This window comes from Oerskovia sp. Root22, from assembly GCF_001429135.1.
Lineage (GTDB): Bacteria > Actinomycetota > Actinomycetes > Actinomycetales > Cellulomonadaceae > Oerskovia > Oerskovia enterophila.
The window spans coordinates 363,120-379,115 of the sequence record NZ_LMIL01000007.1 but is presented as its reverse complement, the minus strand read 5'-3'; the positions used below and the strand labels follow the sequence as shown (position 1 = coordinate 379,115).

Here is a 15,996-nt window from a genome sequence, read left to right as displayed (position 1 = left end):
CCTCATTTCACGTAGGTGATGCGCACCCAGGCGCGCGTGATGCGGGCGTAGAGGTTCTTGTCCCGGTTGCCCGCCGGGTCGAACACCAGCCCGCGGACCAGCCCGCTCTTGAACTGGGCGTGGAGCGAGGGGTCGAGGGTGATCCACTTGTCCTGCTGGCCGCGGTTCATGAACACGGGCACGATGCCGCCGTACCGGGACCAGGTCCCGGCGCTGGTGACGCCGTGGAACCCGAGCTGCAGCGTGACCCCGGCTGCGTTGTAGGTGTGCCCGACGCTGAGCAGGATCTCGATCCGCTCGATGTCCGCCCCAGCCAGGTCCCCGGTCCACGAGTTGTAGGCAGCCATGGACTTCATGGCGTTGCCCTGCGGGGAGGAGTACGGGGTGTACCCCTGCCACAACTCGTTGACGTAGGTGGAGTTCGCCGCGGCCCCGGCCTCGGTGAACGTTCGTACCGCGATCGGGTCGTACCCGGTCATGTACCGCTTCTTGGCCGCGGGCGGCACAACGGGCGTGACGACGTAGGGCGGGGAAAGGGCGGTGAACTGACCGCCGAGGTTCTCCTGCGCCCGCCCCAGGGACAGGCACACGAACCTCGTGGTGTGGATCGTGGGCACGTTCCACGCGACCGTGCCCATCAGGGACGGGCGCACCCGCCACGTGACCCCGGGGTTGAGCACGACGACCAGCGGCGGCAGCCCCAGGGTCACCGACCCCGCGGCCGACGTCGAGCCCTTCGTCCCACCGAAGTGGTAGGACTGCCCGACGACGGGCGCCGCACCGTTCGCGCTGGCGTACCACTTCGCCTCCGCGGTCCCGGCCGAGGACAGGTAGACCTCGAGCGAGGTCCCCTCCATCACCAGCTGCAACGGGTAGTCGAACGGATTGGTGAACGACATTTCGGCCACCTGGTACCAGGCGCCGGCCGCGATCGTGCCCCCGGTGCCGGCGGCATCGAACCGAGAGACGATCCTCGCCCCTCGCAGGTCGATCGCCTCATCCAGCGTGGCCCCGCCGACCGTCAGCGACCCGACCTCGGCCTGCCCGGACACGGCCAGGGCCCGCCCGACGATCTGACCGTCAGGGGTGAGCGCGGCCGTGACCTCCCCGGCCGTGTTACCCACCGCGACCGTGCGCGCCCCGCTGCTCGTGAGCTGCAGCATCGGGGTCCGGTTCGCCCAGTCGGTCGGGTCCTGCCCGGCCTCGGCCGGCCCGTAGAGCGTCAGCCCCTCGGGAGTCAGGCGCGCGTCCTGCCCGAGCACGATCATGCCCGCGGTCACCTGAGCGAACGTGGCGATCTTCGCCCACAGCTCCTCGCTCGCGGTGATGTGCCGGGCAAGGATCCCGCCGTCGACCATGAGGCTGGCGTCGGTCATGTTGTTCACGACCAGGCCGTCCCAGCGCACCGGTCCGACGGTGTGCGTGGTCTGCTTGTAGGCGCCCACGGACATGTGCGTGCGCCCGGCCGGGGCCGTGATGACACCCTCGACCCAGGTCCAGGTGTCGGCGGCCACCCCGGCAGGGTTGCTCACCACGAGCGTGGCGCCTTCGAAAGCACCGGTGGCCGGGTTGTAGAACCGGGCGTACAGGCTCGCGCGCCCGCTGCCTGTCGGGGCGGCTCCCTCGAACAGTACCCACCCGCCGACCCGGTACTTCTTGCCCTCCTCCACCGGGGTGGCGTACTGCAAGGTGGCGGTGTTGGAGGAGTTGTAGGCGCCGGACTGAGTGGCTGACATCGGGATGAGCAGGCAGCCGCCGGACAGGCGCCCACCCGTGGCCTGGACAAACGCGGAGTTCGTCCACGCGGCCCGAGTCGTGAAGAACGGGTCCACGAGCAGGTTCGCGCCGGACCCCACCAGCAGCATGTCGGTAGTGATCTTGTAGGCGCGCACGACGTCGGCCCACAACTTGTCGATGACGGCCTGGGCGAGCGTGGCGGTGCCGACCACGACCAGGGAGCCGACGTCGACCGAGGAGATGACCTGGTGCGAGAGGCCCATCTTCTGCCACGCCCCGCCGCTCCAGGTCCACTGGCCGATGACCAGCGAGAACGTCGCGTCCGCAAACTGCCACCACGTGTCCCCGGGGACCTTGCCGTTCCCCGCCGGGACCGCAGTGCTCCGCGAGTTCATGGTCTTGCCGTTCGCGGACGCGATCGCGAGCTGCGCGTTCGCCTCGGCCGTGCCCGCCAGGGCGTGCGCGGCATCCGCGCGCGCCTGCGCCGTGGCCGCGGCGGACGCTGCCGTAGCGGCAGCCGCCGCGGCGTCGGTCGCGGCCTTGTCCGTGACCGCGACCCACGTTGTGCCGGTCGTCCACCGCTTGGGCGTGTTCGTGCCGCCCGTGGTGTCAATCCACAAGGTGGTGACCTTGCGCATCGCGACCGACGGCGCCGACGCCTGGATCAGCACGTCAGCCTTGCCCCCGGCCAGGCCCGCAGCGTCCGCAGCAGCCTGGGCGGCCGTGCCAGCCGCCGTCGTCGCCTGATCGGCCTTGGTCTGCGCGCTCGACGCCGCACCCGCGGCCTGCTGCGCCGCGGTCAGCGCCCCACTGGCCTTGCCGTCCGCCGCCGCCGCAGCCGCCGCAGCATCCGCCGCGACACCAGCCGCGTCCGACCCGACCTGGTACGCCGCGGCGAGGCGCTGGGCGAGGGTCTGCCCGGAGTCGATGACCTCGGCGCCGATGTTGTCCAGGCGGTCGGTCGCGCCCTCGAGCCGCTCGTCCAGGCCCTCGATCTTCCCGGCGGCCTGGAGCTGCCACTCGACGCCCTCGAGGAGCGCGTGCCGGTCGACGAGGGTCTGCTTGCCCTCGTCGCCCACACCGACCGGTGCCACATCTGCCGGCAGGTGCAGGGGCGGGGTCACCCCGAGCGGGACACCACGCGTCGAGAGCGTGACGGTCACGATCGCACCTGGCGCGTACACGCCCGGGCTCGCGGGGACGTTGACCAAGTTCTCGGGGCCGTCGTGCGGGATCTGCACCCGCGCGACCCCGAAGCCGCTGTCCTCGACGAACTTCCCGGTGACGGTCGTGTCCCGCGGCGCCAGGCCGTCCGTCGTGTCCCGCTTCCGGTCCAGCCACAGGGACGCTCTCACCACGCCAGCACCTCCAGATCCACTCGCATCGACCCACCGGTAGACACCGGCAGGGAGTACCCATCCACGCGCCCCACGACGAGCTCACCGGTCGAGGTCTTCACGCCGATCACGTCGCCGAGCTCGATGCGCGGATCCGCGACGATCTCCAGCGACCTGGTCGTCGCGCGCATCGCGGCGTCGGACTGGGCCCGGGACGCAGCGGCCTGCACCCCCACGCGTGAGGTCGTCCCGGAGATCTCGGTGATCTCCCGCACGACCCCGTAGTCCGCATCGAACGGCGAGGTCGTGAGCTCCGCGGTGGCCGCGAACTTCGTCGCGTCCTCCCCGGACCCACTGCTGCCCACGACGGTCTGCCGGTTCGCCCTGCCCTCACGCTTCCCCGTGCGGGGAGCAGCGAGGAGCAGGTCACGCTCGGTGTAGATCGCGTCGATCACCCGCGAGTCCGTGCGATGCCGAGCCAGGTGCAGATACCCATCAACACCGACCCGAGACACCAGACCCAGGGACAGGCACAGGTCCCGCAGCGCCTCCGTCCGCGAACGCCCCCAGGCGAGGCCGTCGTCCAGGACGACGTTCTCGACGCCGGGGTCGAGGATCACGGGCAGGTGGTCGCCGGCCAGGCGTTGTGCCTCCTCGAGGAGGCGAGCGCCGCGGCGCGGTGAGGACGGCCAGACCATGGGGTCTTCGTCCAGGCGGATGCCGAGGCCGTAGGCGACGACCGCGACCGACCCGTTCTCCTGTTCCTTCCAGGAGTCGAGCTGGTACCAGCCCAGGTCGACCTCGGTCTGCTCGCCGGCCACGTCCAGGACCTGCCAGACATGCACCCGCTGCCCGAAGGAGTTCAGGGCGTCGAGGGGGTCGACGGGAACCCACTGGTGATCGGCCGAGAACGTGAGCTGCTCGGGGACGACCTTGGACGCTGTTGCCTCGAGCACGACGTCCGAGCACGGCAGGCCGAGCGCCAGGACCCGGGACCCGCGCACCACGTCCACGCGGTGACCCGTTGTGAGCTCGCCTGCGAGCGCCGGGACGTTCGGGCCCGGCCTCACGGCATGCCCGCGATCGCCTGCGCGTACCCGATCGCGCTGAGGTTCCGCCAGCCCAAGGCCGCGGCCTCACCCCACGTCACCACCGGCGCCACCAGACCCGACGAGCGGACCGGCAGGGACTCGAACTGCACCGTGATGTCACGCAGGCCCGCGGGGGTGAGTCGGCTGTCGGAGATGCGGTTGACAAGGATGTGGCGGACCGGGTCGACCCCGGCGACCGGGCCGCGGGTGCACAGGATCAGGGGCGAGCGGCGTCGCACGAGCGCGAGGAGTGCGGGGCGGTCGGCCGGGTCGTAGACCCGCAGGCGTACCGACCCAGAGACGGGCCGGTCGACCAGAGGCCAGCGGACAGCGCCCGACGGGAAGCGGGTCGCCTGGGCGTCCCACCCCTCGGGGTCGCCGTCGTTCTGCCACGACGCCGAGGCCACCCCGCGGCCGCGGGCGTCCGTGACGGACCCCCACCGGCCAGGCAGCGGGGCCCGGGTGAGCGTGGCCGTCGAGGCCCCGAGCGTGTAGACGACCGGGACCCCGATCGGCGCGAGCGGATCCGAGAGCAGATGGGTACCGGTGCCGAGCGCGGCCACGACCCGGTCCCCGGCCCGGACGACGCCCGGACCGGAGACCTGCAGCGACGGGAGCCCCGTGTGAGTCGCGACCCACGCCGTGATGATCGAAGCCATCAGTACCGCCCCTCCCCAGATGCCACGACGACATCCGTCGCCGTCTCGCGAGCGATGACCCGAGCGCGGGTCAAGATGCCGCCCGACTCGTCGACGAGCGTGATGAACTCGGGGAAGGGCGTGCCCGACGCGGCCGGTGCGGCACTCGGCGCGGGTGCTGAGTACGCGAACTGGGGAGACTGGAGCGCCTGCGCGGGGGTGTTCGTGTTGCGCCCCCCGAGGTCGCCGATCGCGGAGGCGGTGTCTCGGGCGTTGACGACGGTCCCTGAGCGCGGCATGACGAGAAGCTCGGGTCCCTCCTCGCCCACGAGGTAGAGCTCGCCGCCCCTCACGGGGCCACCAGACGCGCGCCCCTCGACGACCTGGGCTGCAGTCGCAGCGTTGTTGTACGCGTGCTGGCGAACCGTGACATCGATCGTCTTGTCCTTGAGGAACGACATCGCGCTCTGCACGGCCTGGATCTGGCGGAGAGCCTCGCCGGTGTGCACGGTGACCTTCGCCTCGTAGTTGCCGGGGATCAGGCCGAGTTCATCCGCGAGGCCATTCGCCTCGTCGGCCGTCATCCCCAGCTGTCCGGCCATGCGCAAGAACTCGTCTCGCGACCGCTGGACCGCACCCTGAACCTCGCCCTGGGTAGCGCCGTTCTTCTGCATGTCCTCCACGAGGCGGAGGTTCGCCGCGGCAATTCCGTCAAGAGCCGCCTGGTTCGAGCGGCCCTTCTCGGTCGTGATGTCGAGCGTGACGCCGTTCTCCTTGAGCGCGGCCTCCGCAGCGTCAACGGCAGCCTCGAACCCGCGCTGGGAGTCGCGCGCTGCCAGGGCAATGTTGGCGAGCGTCGAAAGCCCGCTGATCGCGTCCTCAAGCGTCGTGACCTGGGCGGCGGTGGCGTAGGTCGACTCGACGGTCGCGGCCGTGAGCTCGTTGGTTGCGACGCCGGCGATCTTGTCCGCCTCGGCCTTGCGTTCGGCCGCGGTCATTGACCCCTCGAGGGCGCTCCGCTCGCCGTCGAGCGAGCCGATGAACTTGTCGATGCCGCCCTTCTTGTTCTCGTACTCGCGGCCTGTGCGGTCTAGGCCGTCCAGGTACGCAGTGGTGGCCGCGTTCACGCGGTCCGTCGCATCCGCCTGGCCCAGGATGTAGCCCTGCAGGTCCTGGATTGCAAGGCCGTACCGCTCGGCGTCTTCGATGAGCGACTTCGGGTCCTTGCCGAAGATCCCTCCGAGCCAGTCGTCCTGGCCGCTCGACAGGAAGGTGTTGATCGACGAGAGGGTGGCCTCCGTGGTCCGCCCGAACTCATCGAGCGTCCCCTGCAGCTCTTCCGTGCGAGCCTTCGCTTCTGCGGCCTGCTGCGCCCAGGCGGCGAGCCCGACGGCAGCGGCGGCGACCACAAGGCCGACCGCGCCAGCCGAGACGCTGGCAATCTTCGCGGAGCGACCGAGCCCCTCGTAGGCGATCTTCGCGTTGTTGACTGCGATCGCCATCTTGCCCATGCCTGCGACCGAGAGTGCGACGAGGCCGCCGCTGCCGACGATCGCCGTGACCGCCCCGAGGACCGGGGCAGGAATCTCGCCGAGCTTGTCGACGACGGCGTCCGTGCCCTGCACGATGGACCGCAGGCCGTCGTTGACCCCGGATCCGGACTGGATGAACAGGGTCTCGAGCGAGCCGCCGAGGCCCTCGACGTCGCCCTTGAGGTTGTCGAGCTTGGTCGCGGCGGTCTCGGCTGCGTAGCCCTGGTCATCGACGGCGGAGATCCAGTCGCGGATCCCGCCCTCGCCCTGGTCGTAGATGACACCTGCCGCGCGGACAGCGTCGGCACCGAAGATCGTCGCCATCGCAGCCTGCCGCGCGGCCGGGGTCATGTCGCCCATCGCGCGCGTCAACTGGCCAGCGAAGTTCGTCATGCCGACGAACTCACCGCCCGCGCCGTAGGCAGAGATCTCAAGCTCCTCCATGAGCCCAGCGGCCTCGCCCGACGGGGCGGAGAGCCGCTGCAGCATGGTCTTGAGGGAGGTGCCCGCGTCGGAGCCGAGCAGGCCCGCTGCGGCGAACGCCGAAAGAGTGCCCGTCGTTTCCTCGAGCGTGAGGCCGGTCTGGGCCGCGACGAGTCCGCCCTGCTTGAGCGCCTGGCCGAGGTCGGAGACCTCGCCCATCGCCTTGCCAGCACCGGCGGCGAGGAGGTCGGCGATGTGCCCGACGTCCTTGCCCTTGAGGTTGAACTGCGTCATGGTGATCGACGCGTACTCGGCGGCCTCTCCCACGCCCATGCTCCCCGCGGCCGCGAGGTCGAGTGATCCCTTGAGTCCGCCGGACAGGATGTCGGACGCCGAGACGCCGGCCTTGGCGAGCTCCTCGATCGCGCCCGCTGCCTCGGTCGCGGAGAAGACGGTGTCCGCGCCCGCGTCGATCGCGGCATCACGCAGCGCATCGATGCTTTCCGCGGCGTCTGCTCCCGACGACTTCACAGACGACATCGCCGAGTCGAAGTCGGAGAACTTCTTGACCGCGAGCAACGCGAACCCAGTCGCCGCAGCCCCAGCCACCGCGAAGCCGTTCGAGAGCGTGTTGATGCCCTGCTCGTTGCGCTCGATGTAGCTCGACGTGCGGGTCCCCAGATCCTGCGTCGCCTGCGCGAGCGTCTTGAGCCCGTTCAGGGCCCCCTGGACGTTCGCCCCGATCTTGAGCGTGATCGAACGGTCGGCCATTTCAACCTCCCGGGGGTCAGCGGTATGGAGTTAGATGTGAGGCATGGAGACCGAGAAATCGCCCGAGCTCGCGGCAGCGCACGCACGCCAGAACAAGGGGCTGCTCATCGCGGCCGCGGTGCTCGCGGTTGTGATCCTGGCGATCTTCGTGGTCGTCCGCGTGAACGATGCGCGAGCGCAGGATCGCCGGACCGATGAGTACTGGTGCACCCTCTCGGGCGCAAGCCCGCTCGACAGGGCCCCGAACACGGGTGAGCTCTGCATCGACCTCTAGCGATCACGGCGGGACGCTGGCCCCGAACAGCAGCGCGCCGGGGTGTTGGTTCTCGGCGTAACCCTTCTGGGCGCCGAGGATCGCGGTCGTGACGTGGCAGCGCGACGGTGGGGGTACGCTCACGCGCCCCTCTGATTCGGGCGCCTGGCAGATCTCCCGCGGCATCCCGCAGCGAGGGCACAAGCCGTCCTCGTACTCGGCAAGCGCGAGCATCCAGGAGACCTGGTCCTCGTCCCACTCGACATCAGGCCGTGAGGACGCGAGACGCTCGGCATCGTCGTACTCGTAGTGCGTGACCGGCTCCCAGCCGGACAGCCGCTTGTACGAGACGCCGAGCGTCCGCGCGAGAGTCAGTCGGTCGCGGAGGCCCGGATCACGCGCGACGCGACCTGCGAGAAAGGGGCGCTCTTCACCCCGCGGTTCACGGCCAGGACGGCCATGGCGAAGTCCTGCCACTGCCCATCGCTCATCTCGTCCGCGAGCTCGGCCCACTCGGTGCGCGGGTCGAAGTCGACGGCGTTCCCCTCGTGGTCGGTGATCGCGACGATCGACTGGGCGATGACCTCGTCGAGCGAGGAGATGTCGATGGTGAACTGCTCGTCGGTCTTGTCGCCCTCGCGCGGGGGGTGTGCGGCCTCGAACGCCTGCCACTTGTCGCGGCGCTGGGCCTCGATCTCGAAGTCGATCGTGGCCACCTTCATGCGCTCCTCGAGTGCCTGCACCTCAGCCGCTGCGTCACGCGTGGCGGGCGAGGAGTTGAGCATCTGACCGTCGGCGCGCTGCGCCTCGGTCAGCGTGGCGGTCGCGCGGTCGTATTCGGCCTGGGTGGACAGGTCGGCGCAGAATGCGACGGTCCGGCGGGCTCGCTTCACGGCGATGGGCATGGTGATCTCCCTGGTCTGGGGTCGTGGTCTGGGTGAGTGGTGAGCCTGCCGGCGCGCGCCCAGACCAGGGGATCCGCGCGCCGGCAGGGGTCTTGGGTCAGGCTGCGAGAGCCACGTCGCGGTGCGTCGAGTTCGTGACGTGCATCTTCTGGCCGATCTTGAGCTTCGCGTTGGCCTCCGGCGCCTGCTTGCGCTGGACTCCGCACGAGACGGTCAGGACGTCCACGACCTGAGCAGCCTCGGGAGCCTCTTCGAACGGCAGGCCGTACCGCAGCACGATGTACCCCGTCGTGAGGTGCTTGAGGGTCAGGTGCGCGCCGTTGTCCGCGGGGAGCGCCGACTGGGCGTTGTACACGTAGACGACGTCGAGCGTGTCGGTGTACGTGCCCGGCGCCTCGAACGTCTGCGTCGAGCACAGCCGGTCGTCGGTGATGGTCTGCTCGTCGCCGCCGAGGCTCAGGCCGTCCTTCGTGAGGTAGCACGAGAGGTCGACGACGCCGGGCGCGGTGCACTCGGTGACCTTGGGTGCGGACGGGTCGGCGAGCGCGGGGACCCAGAGGGCCATGATGTTGCCGTCAGCGACGCTGCCCGGGGGGACTTCTCCAGCCATGGGGCTACTCCTTCGAGTTGGCCGGGTCGTCCGGCACGGGGGTGGGTGTGATGTCCCTGGTCTGGGATGCCCGCTTCTCGCGGGCGGTCTGGACGGCCGCGTCGACTGTGCGGCGCGGCTTGGCGGGGCGTGGTCGGGCGCCACGACCGGACAGGACGGGGGCGCCCTTGACGGCCTCCACGCCCTCGGCGAGCGGCAGGCGCTCGTCGACGTCGTACTGGTGGCCCGTCGTCGTGTCGCGGACTCGCTTCCAGCTGGGCATGCGTGCCTCCTGGGCAGGGCTGAGGGCCCCAGGCGCCGCGCGCTGGGACCGATGAGATGGAGCGTCAGGCGGTGCGGGCGACCGTGGTCTCGAACGTCACCTTGCCGACGACCACGCGCCGGTTCACGGACGCGACCACGACGTCGTCGGGGAAGATCTTCACGTCGCCCACCTGCTCGAGTGGCGAGCACTGCCAGCCCTCGGCGACCGGGCGGGTCCCCTCGTAGGCCGCGAGGACCTTCTCGAGGATGATGAGGACCGCGTCCTCAGTCGCCCCGGCGATCGTCACCAGCAGGCGGGCAGGACCGGCCAGGGGAACGGTCGCGAGCGAGCGCTCTGAGACGCCAGGCGCCGCGAAGTTCAGGACGGCCCACGGCAGAGTCGGGCTGGGGGACGTCTCGCCGACGTGGACGCTTACGCCCACCGGAGCCAGGGCCCGCAACGCCTGGGCCAGCACCCGGACGCTCACAGCAGACCGTCCAGCAGCTTGTCGATCGCGGACGTCAGACGCGGCTCCTCAGCGGCCAGCGGGGCGTCGATGTCGACTGTCCCACCGCCGCCGTTCGCGCCACCGAAGTAGGCGATGTTCGCCAGGGCGCCGCCCCTGCGAGCCTTGTCCGGACCGACCTCGTACTGGACCAGGCCAGGGCGATAGTCCGAGTCGTAGGAGACCGAGCCCGCGGCGCCACGGAAGCTCCTGGACGCCGTGAGGTCAGCAGCCATGTGCTCCTTGACGTTCTGCGCGCCCCGCTTCACGATCGCGTCTGCATCGGATAGGAGACGCGCCGGGATCTTGCCGAGGTCAGTCGCGAGCGCACGCAGCTCGGAGAGGTCGATGTCGAACATCAGGCCACCTCCTGCACGGCGTACACGCGGTACGCGGTCTCGAACGTCCGGTACGGCGTCTCGCCCTGCAGGCGGTACTTCTGGCCAGCGACGCCGGGGGCGACGGAGGCCGTGAAGGTGCACAGGTCGCCGTGTCGGACCTGGAAGGATCCGACCGGGAAGTGGACGAGGGAGCGCTGCTCGACGGACATGTGCCCGCCGGCCTCAGCGCCCATCTCGTACTGGGACTGGTTCTGCAGCTTGCACGGGCCCGAGTACACGGTCTCGAGCAGCGGCTCGACGACGCCCGTCCCCTCGTTCGTCGTCTCGCCGACCACGCGCTGCACGAGGCAGGTGTCGACCATGAGCCGCTCGGCCATGCGGCGACCGCGGGCGATGGCACCCCCGGCGCTCATCGCGTCGTTCCGAGGACCGTGGCGCTGGCGCCGCCGAAGCGTTGCCGCAGTCGGCGTCGCGTGCGCTCGGGGAGTTCGGTCTTGTCGACAAGCTCGTCGTCGCCGCGTGTGAACGACGCCTGGTAGTCGTCGATTCGCTCCGAGGACAGGCCGCGGCCTTCGCCGATGCCTTCCTGGACCTCGTTGAGCCCGGCCGCGACGAGCGTGCAGACGAGCTTGACGATGTCGGCGGGGACCTCGTCGAGGCCGTGGTCGAAGGTGAGCGTGAGCTCGCCCGGGATGGCGTTGTGCGCCTGCCACAGGCAGGTGCGCCACAGCGAAGAGCCGCGCAGGACCCAGTCCGTGATGGGCTCACCGTCGAGGGTGACGTCGGTGACGGAGTGGACGGGGCGCGCAGGGAGTTCGATGCGCCGTGATGCCTCGGTCCACATGGTGATGGTCGAGACGGTGCGGCTGATCGGGACGGCCGCCGCGTCGCGGACCGCTGCCGACACGGAGGTCAGCAGCGAGTCCACGAGCGCGGTGTTCGTGGTGTCGATCCCGAGGGCCGACAGGTCGGCCACCGTCGCGAGCGGTGCTAGTGCCACGGTGGCCTCCCTCGTCAGTCCTGCTTGGTCTCGGCCGCGACGATCGCGGCCAGGATCTCGGCCTTGGTCTTGGCGTCGCCGAGGTCGATGTCGTGCTCGGTGGCGTAGGCCTTGAGGTCGCCCGCCGTGCGCTTCTCGAGCGGCTTCTCGGCCGGCTCGATCTCGACCCACAGCCCTGCCTCGACCTTGGCCGCCGCGTTCTCGGCGGCGGGCCCCTCGGGGTTCTTCGGCTCGTAGGCGAAGGGGGCGCCGTAGATGACGCCCCCGTCCTTGTCCTTGCCGTGGCGTGCCTTGTAGAGCGGCATGATGTTCGACCCTTTCGGTCAGGAGACGGTGACGAGAGCGGACGTGAGGTTCTTGGGGCGGATGACCTTCGCCCCGAACACGTGCAGGCCACGGATGCCGTCGCCGAACGTGTTCTCGAGCCGCAGCGCCTCGGTGTTGAGGATCTGCTGGGCGTAGGTCGTCGCGATCGAGTGGCCCGCGATGATGGTCTGGACCCCCGCGGCCTCGGGCACCGTGTTGGCCTCGAGGATGTCGAAGCCGGCGGCCCGTCCGACGACGCCGTTGCGCAGGCCCTCGGTCGTGCCCGAGGCGTCGAGCCGGATGAAGCGGTCGTCGCGCAGCAGGAGCCCGTAGAACTCGGGCGAGACGCCCGCGTACCGGCCCGCGTCCGGGGTGTTGCTCCGCTTGAGCTTGGTGCGGAACTCGACCAGGAGGTCGTAGGCGTCGCTGGGCGTCGCGACCGTGACGGCGCCGAGGGCGTTGCCCGCGTCGACGCCGGCCGCGATCGTGGTCGCGACGAACTCGTCGGCCTCGGCCGAGAGGTTGTACGAGGCCCCGGTCGTGGTCTCCTCGACGAAGCCGTCGATGGCCTGGCGCTTGTCGATGTCGTCGACCTTGAACGCGAAGTAGTTCTGCTGGTCGATGACGAGCGACTGCTGGGTGTCCGTGAGCAGGTCCCACGTGATCGTGCCGTTGCGGGTGTACGCGCGGACCGCGGGGTCGACGAACGACGTGATGTGGACGGTGTCGCCCGCGCGGGCGATCTCGCCCTCGTAGTCGCGGTTGATGACGCCGGGCTGGGCGTACACGAGCTGGTTGCGCAGCGCCTTGAGCAGCGCGGCGGACCAGATCTTCGGGATGAACTTGGTGATGGCCATGGGGAACCCTCCTCAGGGTCTAGGGCTTGATGCCGAGGAGGTCGTTGAGTCGACCCTCGGCGCGTGCGGCGTTGATCTGGTCGGGCGTCATGCGGTCGAGTTCGGCCTGCGTGACCTGTCCGGCGCGCTCCTTGCGATGGGCGCCGGGGGACTCGAACGTGACGCCGCTGCCACCTTGCGCGGCGAGGTACGGCTTGGACTTCACGAGACCTTCGAGGGCCTCGTTGATGGCGGAGGTGTCGACCTCGCCATCGGACCCGACCTCGAACTGCTCGAGGTCGAGAAACTTCAGGGCATCGGCCGGGTCGGAGAGCTTCCCGGCGGCGGCGGCGCGGACCTCGGCCTTGCGGATGCGCTCGTTCGCCTTCGCGAGAGCGGCCTCCTCGGTCTGGCGGGACTTGAGGGTCTCGGCGTGCTCGGCCTCCGTGCCGTCGAGCTTGGCCTGGAGGGCGTCGAGCTTGGCCTGCAGCGTGCCGGCCTCGCCCTTGACCTTGCGCTCGAGGTCGCGGTTGATCTTCTGCTGGGCCTCGAACTTCTCCTGCCAGTTGACCGTGTCGGCCTCCTGGTCGGTGCTGTCGCCGGGCCCCGTGTCGGTGTCGTCGGTCGACTCGTCGACGTCGGCGCCGCTGGTGTCGGTGGATCCGCCGCCCGAGGCGTCGGTGTCCGTGATGAACATGAGCCGGCGCAGGTGCGCGCGGGTGCGGATCGGGTGCATGTCTCTCCTTGCGAGAGGGGTAGGTCCTGAGCCCTTGCGGCGTCAGGCAGCGAACTTCTGGCCGCCGGTGGCGAGCCAGCGCCGGTAGTCGGTCTCGACCATGGCGGCGATCTGTGGGGTGAGGGGTCCGCGCGATGCGCCGACCGTGTTCAGGCCCAGCCCTTGAGGGTCGGGGGTGTTCCCGAAGCCGGGGGAGGCAAACGGGTTCCGGCCCTCGAGGACCATCTGGTAGCGCCGCTCGGCGTCATTCAGACGCCGCTCGGCGGCGGTCATCGTGTAGCGGGACCGCGGGTCACGGACGCCCGTCCTGCGCGCCTCCTCGACGGCGGCGGATGCGGCCTTGCGTGTCCCGCCGCCGCCCATCTGCCCGAAGCCCTCCACGCGGCCCTGTAGCGAGCCCGTGGGGACCTGGCCGCCGGGGAGGATGTAGCCCTGGTCGCGCAGCGCCTTGAGGGCGTCCTCGCGGTTCGGGTTGAGGCGGTAGATCGTCTCGGGCGTCATGCGTCGCTGACCGGGCCGCAGGACGGTCGACGCGTTGCCGCGACGCCCGGTGCCCTCGGTGGTGAAGGCGCCCTGTCGGCCGCGCTTGGAGTTGATGACCTGGAAGATGTCGCCGCCGTCGCGGATCGCGGCTGCCTCGTGCTCGCCGAAGATCTTGTTCTGCTCGTCTTTCGGCAGGCCCTGGAAGTACTCGTAGGGGTCGGAGATGAGACCCTCGTCGAGCGCGGCCTGCGTGGATCCGGCGGCGGACTGGACGTGCACACAGTCGCAGCGCGGGTGCCGGCGGAAGCCAGTGTTCCAGCGGTAGAGCCGACCGGCGAGGACGATGCAGCGCGAGCACGAGGGCGGGTTGAGCATCCGCACGTACCCGACGCTCTTGCGTGAGGCCGTGTCGATCCCCGCGGCCTGGCGCCCGGCGTCAGCGACGACCGTGCGCACGATCGTGTCGAGCGCCCGGCCGCCCATGGCGAGCGCCTCGGAGGCCGAGCGTCCGTCGGCGATCCACGTCTTCACGCTCGTGATGGGCGAGAAGAGCAGGCCGTCGAGCGAGCGCCCGTCAGCGGCGTACCCGCCGAAGGCTCGCGGGTCAACGAACGCCTCGGGTGCGACCCAGGACCCCTGCTCGGCGAGTGTCAGGGCGCCGTAGGACGCCCCGGATGCAGCGGCCTGCACCTGGATCCCGGACATGAGCGGCTCGAGCTCGCGAGCCACCAGGGGCGCCCACGACGGCGAGAGGTGGCGCCAGTCAACGCGGGTCCAGGAGCGGCGCGAGGCGCGCAGCGCGAGGATCTGCAGGCGCTGCATCCGCCGGTAGTGGTCCTGGGTGGCCTGCGGGATCGTGACCATCAGATCGCCAGGTCACGTGCGACCTGCTCCATCGTCGCGTCGCGCTCCTCGGTACGCTTCATCTCCATCACGCGGTCCACCTCCGAGGGCGAGAGGCCGTACTCCTCGGCGATCCACTGGAACGGGAAGCCCGCGGTCCGCATCTTCTGCAGCCCGTCCATGAGCTGCTGCTCGGACCGGTACTGGGGCTTCTTCCACAGGACCTTCCCGACGGCGATCTGCGCCGCGCGCTCCGCCTGCCCCTCGGCGATCGCCGCGAGCCGGTAGATCTCGCGCACCGAGGGGTTGGCGTAGGAGATCCGCTCGGCGGCCTTGGAGACCAGGCCGGCCTCCGCGAGCTCGTACCCGGTCGCGGGCGTGTTCGATGACGCGGCGATCAGGTAGTGCGCCGGGGTGCGGGTCTGTGCCACGACGTGCTCGACGGCGTGACCGATGACCTTGGAGAAGACCTCGAGGTTGCCCGCGGTCCACTCGGCCACGTCACCCTCACCGGGGATGAAGATGACGCGGTCACGGATCAGGCGGTCGAGCTCGATCGGCCTCTCGCCGATGATCTGCCCGTCCTGGTCGAGGATCGGCTCCTTGGGGACGTCGATGCCCTTGATGATGCGCGCGGGCAGGGACGCGGTGTCGAGCCCGTTGAGCAGGTACGCCCAGACCAGGTTGATCGTGTCCTGGATCGGCTTGACGCCAGCGATGTCGCTCATGGGCTCGTCGTCGAGGAGCGCCTGGTTGCGGAACTCGACGAGCGGGACCGCGCCCAGGGGGTTCGCCTTGAGCTCGCGGGCCTGGTCGAACGCCCAGCCGTCGGCGTTCGGCGCGACGTGCTTGTCGCCGCTCTCCTGGATGAAGCGGGGGCGCTTGAGCGGGATGATGTACTGCGGGGTCTGGAACTCCGAGTACTCGAAATTCTCGTCCTGCCACACGACCATGCCGGCGCGGCGCTGGCGAGTGGCCGCGTCGTAGATCACGCACGCGGAGTCGGGGTGCTCGAACGTGACGCGGGCCCCGACCGGCGACGGCGAGACCATGCCGAACGAGCGCTTCGCGACCGTCATCATCATCAGCGCCTCGGACAGCCCGCGGTCCGCCTCGTTGCGCTCCCACATGCGGGCCGACTCCACATCGGCAGTGGTGCTGCCGTCGAGCCGGATGCCGAGCTGGTGGATGCGCTCGATCGGGGCCTGTGCCACAGGCATGCACCAGTTGTCCGAGAACCCGGAGAACCGGTCAGCGAAGTAGTCGCGGAACTCGTCGGACGCGAACCGCATGCGCCCTTCGGTGCCCTTGAAGTACGCCACGTTCGAGACGATGTCGGGGCGCCGGGCCCGGATCTTGTCGGCCATGAGCGTCGCAAGACGCAGGATCTCGGCGGAGTCCATTC

General features: G+C 70.2%; 17 protein-coding genes. 1 reads left to right on the top strand and 16 read right to left on the bottom strand.

Annotated features, from left to right (window positions below; genetic code table 11):
• Positions 1-2: 2 nt before the first annotated feature.
• From ASE15_RS06620 to ASE15_RS06605, 4 genes are read right to left on the bottom strand one after another with little or no spacing between them, the layout of a single operon-like run.
• On the bottom strand, positions 3-3,095 hold the full coding sequence (locus ASE15_RS06620) for a hypothetical protein (RefSeq protein ID WP_056762324.1): 3,093 nt from the start codon (positions 3,093-3,095) through the stop codon (positions 3-5).
• On the bottom strand, positions 3,089-4,087 hold the full coding sequence (locus ASE15_RS06615) for a hypothetical protein (RefSeq protein WP_056762322.1): 999 nt from the start codon (positions 4,085-4,087) through the stop codon (positions 3,089-3,091). Before ASE15_RS06615 ends, ASE15_RS06620 begins: the two co-directional genes overlap by 7 nt.
• A 53-nt stretch (positions 4,088-4,140) precedes the next feature.
• Positions 4,141-4,824 (bottom strand): hypothetical protein, encoded by a 684-nt coding sequence (locus tag ASE15_RS06610; protein ID WP_056762320.1) that lies wholly within the window; start codon positions 4,822-4,824, stop codon positions 4,141-4,143.
• Positions 4,824-7,529 (bottom strand): phage tail tape measure protein, encoded by a 2,706-nt coding sequence (locus tag ASE15_RS06605; RefSeq protein ID WP_056762318.1) that lies wholly within the window; start codon positions 7,527-7,529, stop codon positions 4,824-4,826. Before ASE15_RS06605 ends, ASE15_RS06610 begins: the two co-directional genes overlap by 1 nt.
• 43 nt (positions 7,530-7,572) lie before the next feature.
• On the opposite strand from ASE15_RS06605, the gene ASE15_RS06600 reads away from it, so the two are divergent.
• Positions 7,573-7,803, top strand: coding sequence for a hypothetical protein (locus ASE15_RS06600; protein ID WP_056762316.1), 231 nt, complete (start codon positions 7,573-7,575; stop codon positions 7,801-7,803).
• A 350-nt stretch (positions 7,804-8,153) separates the two neighbouring features.
• Here ASE15_RS06600 and ASE15_RS06590 read toward each other — a convergent pair whose 3' ends face one another.
• The 12 genes from ASE15_RS06590 to ASE15_RS06535 all read right to left on the bottom strand — a co-directional run bounded on the left by ASE15_RS06590 (position 8,154) and on the right by ASE15_RS06535 (position 15,994).
• Complete coding sequence (locus tag ASE15_RS06590; protein ID WP_056762313.1) at positions 8,154-8,687, bottom strand: hypothetical protein; 534 nt, start codon at positions 8,685-8,687, stop codon at positions 8,154-8,156.
• A gap of 97 nt (positions 8,688-8,784) precedes the next feature.
• Positions 8,785-9,297, bottom strand: coding sequence for a hypothetical protein (locus tag ASE15_RS06585; RefSeq protein ID WP_056762310.1), 513 nt, complete (start codon positions 9,295-9,297; stop codon positions 8,785-8,787).
• Between the two features lie 4 nt (positions 9,298-9,301).
• A complete protein-coding gene (locus ASE15_RS06580; RefSeq protein ID WP_056762308.1) occupies positions 9,302-9,559 on the bottom strand; it encodes a hypothetical protein in 258 nt (85 codons plus the stop codon).
• A 64-nt stretch (positions 9,560-9,623) separates the two neighbouring features.
• Positions 9,624-10,028 (bottom strand): hypothetical protein, encoded by a 405-nt coding sequence (locus ASE15_RS06575; protein WP_056762306.1) that lies wholly within the window; start codon positions 10,026-10,028, stop codon positions 9,624-9,626.
• A complete protein-coding gene (locus ASE15_RS06570; protein WP_056762304.1) occupies positions 10,025-10,405 on the bottom strand; it encodes a hypothetical protein in 381 nt (126 codons plus the stop codon). The genes ASE15_RS06575 and ASE15_RS06570 overlap by 4 nt, the downstream gene beginning before the upstream one ends.
• Entirely contained in the window at positions 10,405-10,800 is a 396-nt protein-coding gene (locus ASE15_RS06565; protein ID WP_056762302.1) for a DUF6093 family protein, read from the bottom strand. Before ASE15_RS06565 ends, ASE15_RS06570 begins: the two co-directional genes overlap by 1 nt.
• The gene (locus tag ASE15_RS06560) at positions 10,797-11,387 is read right to left on the bottom strand and encodes a hypothetical protein (RefSeq protein ID WP_056762300.1); all 591 of its coding nucleotides are present in this window, start codon (positions 11,385-11,387) and stop codon (positions 10,797-10,799) included. Before ASE15_RS06560 ends, ASE15_RS06565 begins: the two co-directional genes overlap by 4 nt.
• A gap of 14 nt (positions 11,388-11,401) precedes the next feature.
• Positions 11,402-11,692: a hypothetical protein gene (locus ASE15_RS06555; RefSeq protein ID WP_056762299.1), complete on the bottom strand. Its 291-nt coding sequence runs from the start codon at positions 11,690-11,692 to the stop codon at positions 11,402-11,404.
• 18 nt (positions 11,693-11,710) lie between these two features.
• Positions 11,711-12,550: a P22 phage major capsid protein family protein gene (locus tag ASE15_RS06550; protein WP_056762297.1), complete on the bottom strand. Its 840-nt coding sequence runs from the start codon at positions 12,548-12,550 to the stop codon at positions 11,711-11,713.
• 19 nt (positions 12,551-12,569) lie between these two features.
• The gene (locus tag ASE15_RS06545; RefSeq protein ID WP_056762295.1) at positions 12,570-13,265 is read right to left on the bottom strand and encodes a hypothetical protein; all 696 of its coding nucleotides are present in this window, start codon (positions 13,263-13,265) and stop codon (positions 12,570-12,572) included.
• A 42-nt stretch (positions 13,266-13,307) separates the two neighbouring features.
• On the bottom strand, positions 13,308-14,612 hold the full coding sequence (locus ASE15_RS06540; protein ID WP_056762293.1) for a hypothetical protein: 1,305 nt from the start codon (positions 14,610-14,612) through the stop codon (positions 13,308-13,310).
• Positions 14,612-15,994, bottom strand: a complete 1,383-nt coding sequence (locus tag ASE15_RS06535; protein WP_056762291.1) for a phage portal protein — start codon at positions 15,992-15,994, stop codon at positions 14,612-14,614. Before ASE15_RS06535 ends, ASE15_RS06540 begins: the two co-directional genes overlap by 1 nt.
• Positions 15,995-15,996: the final 2 nt, after the last annotated feature.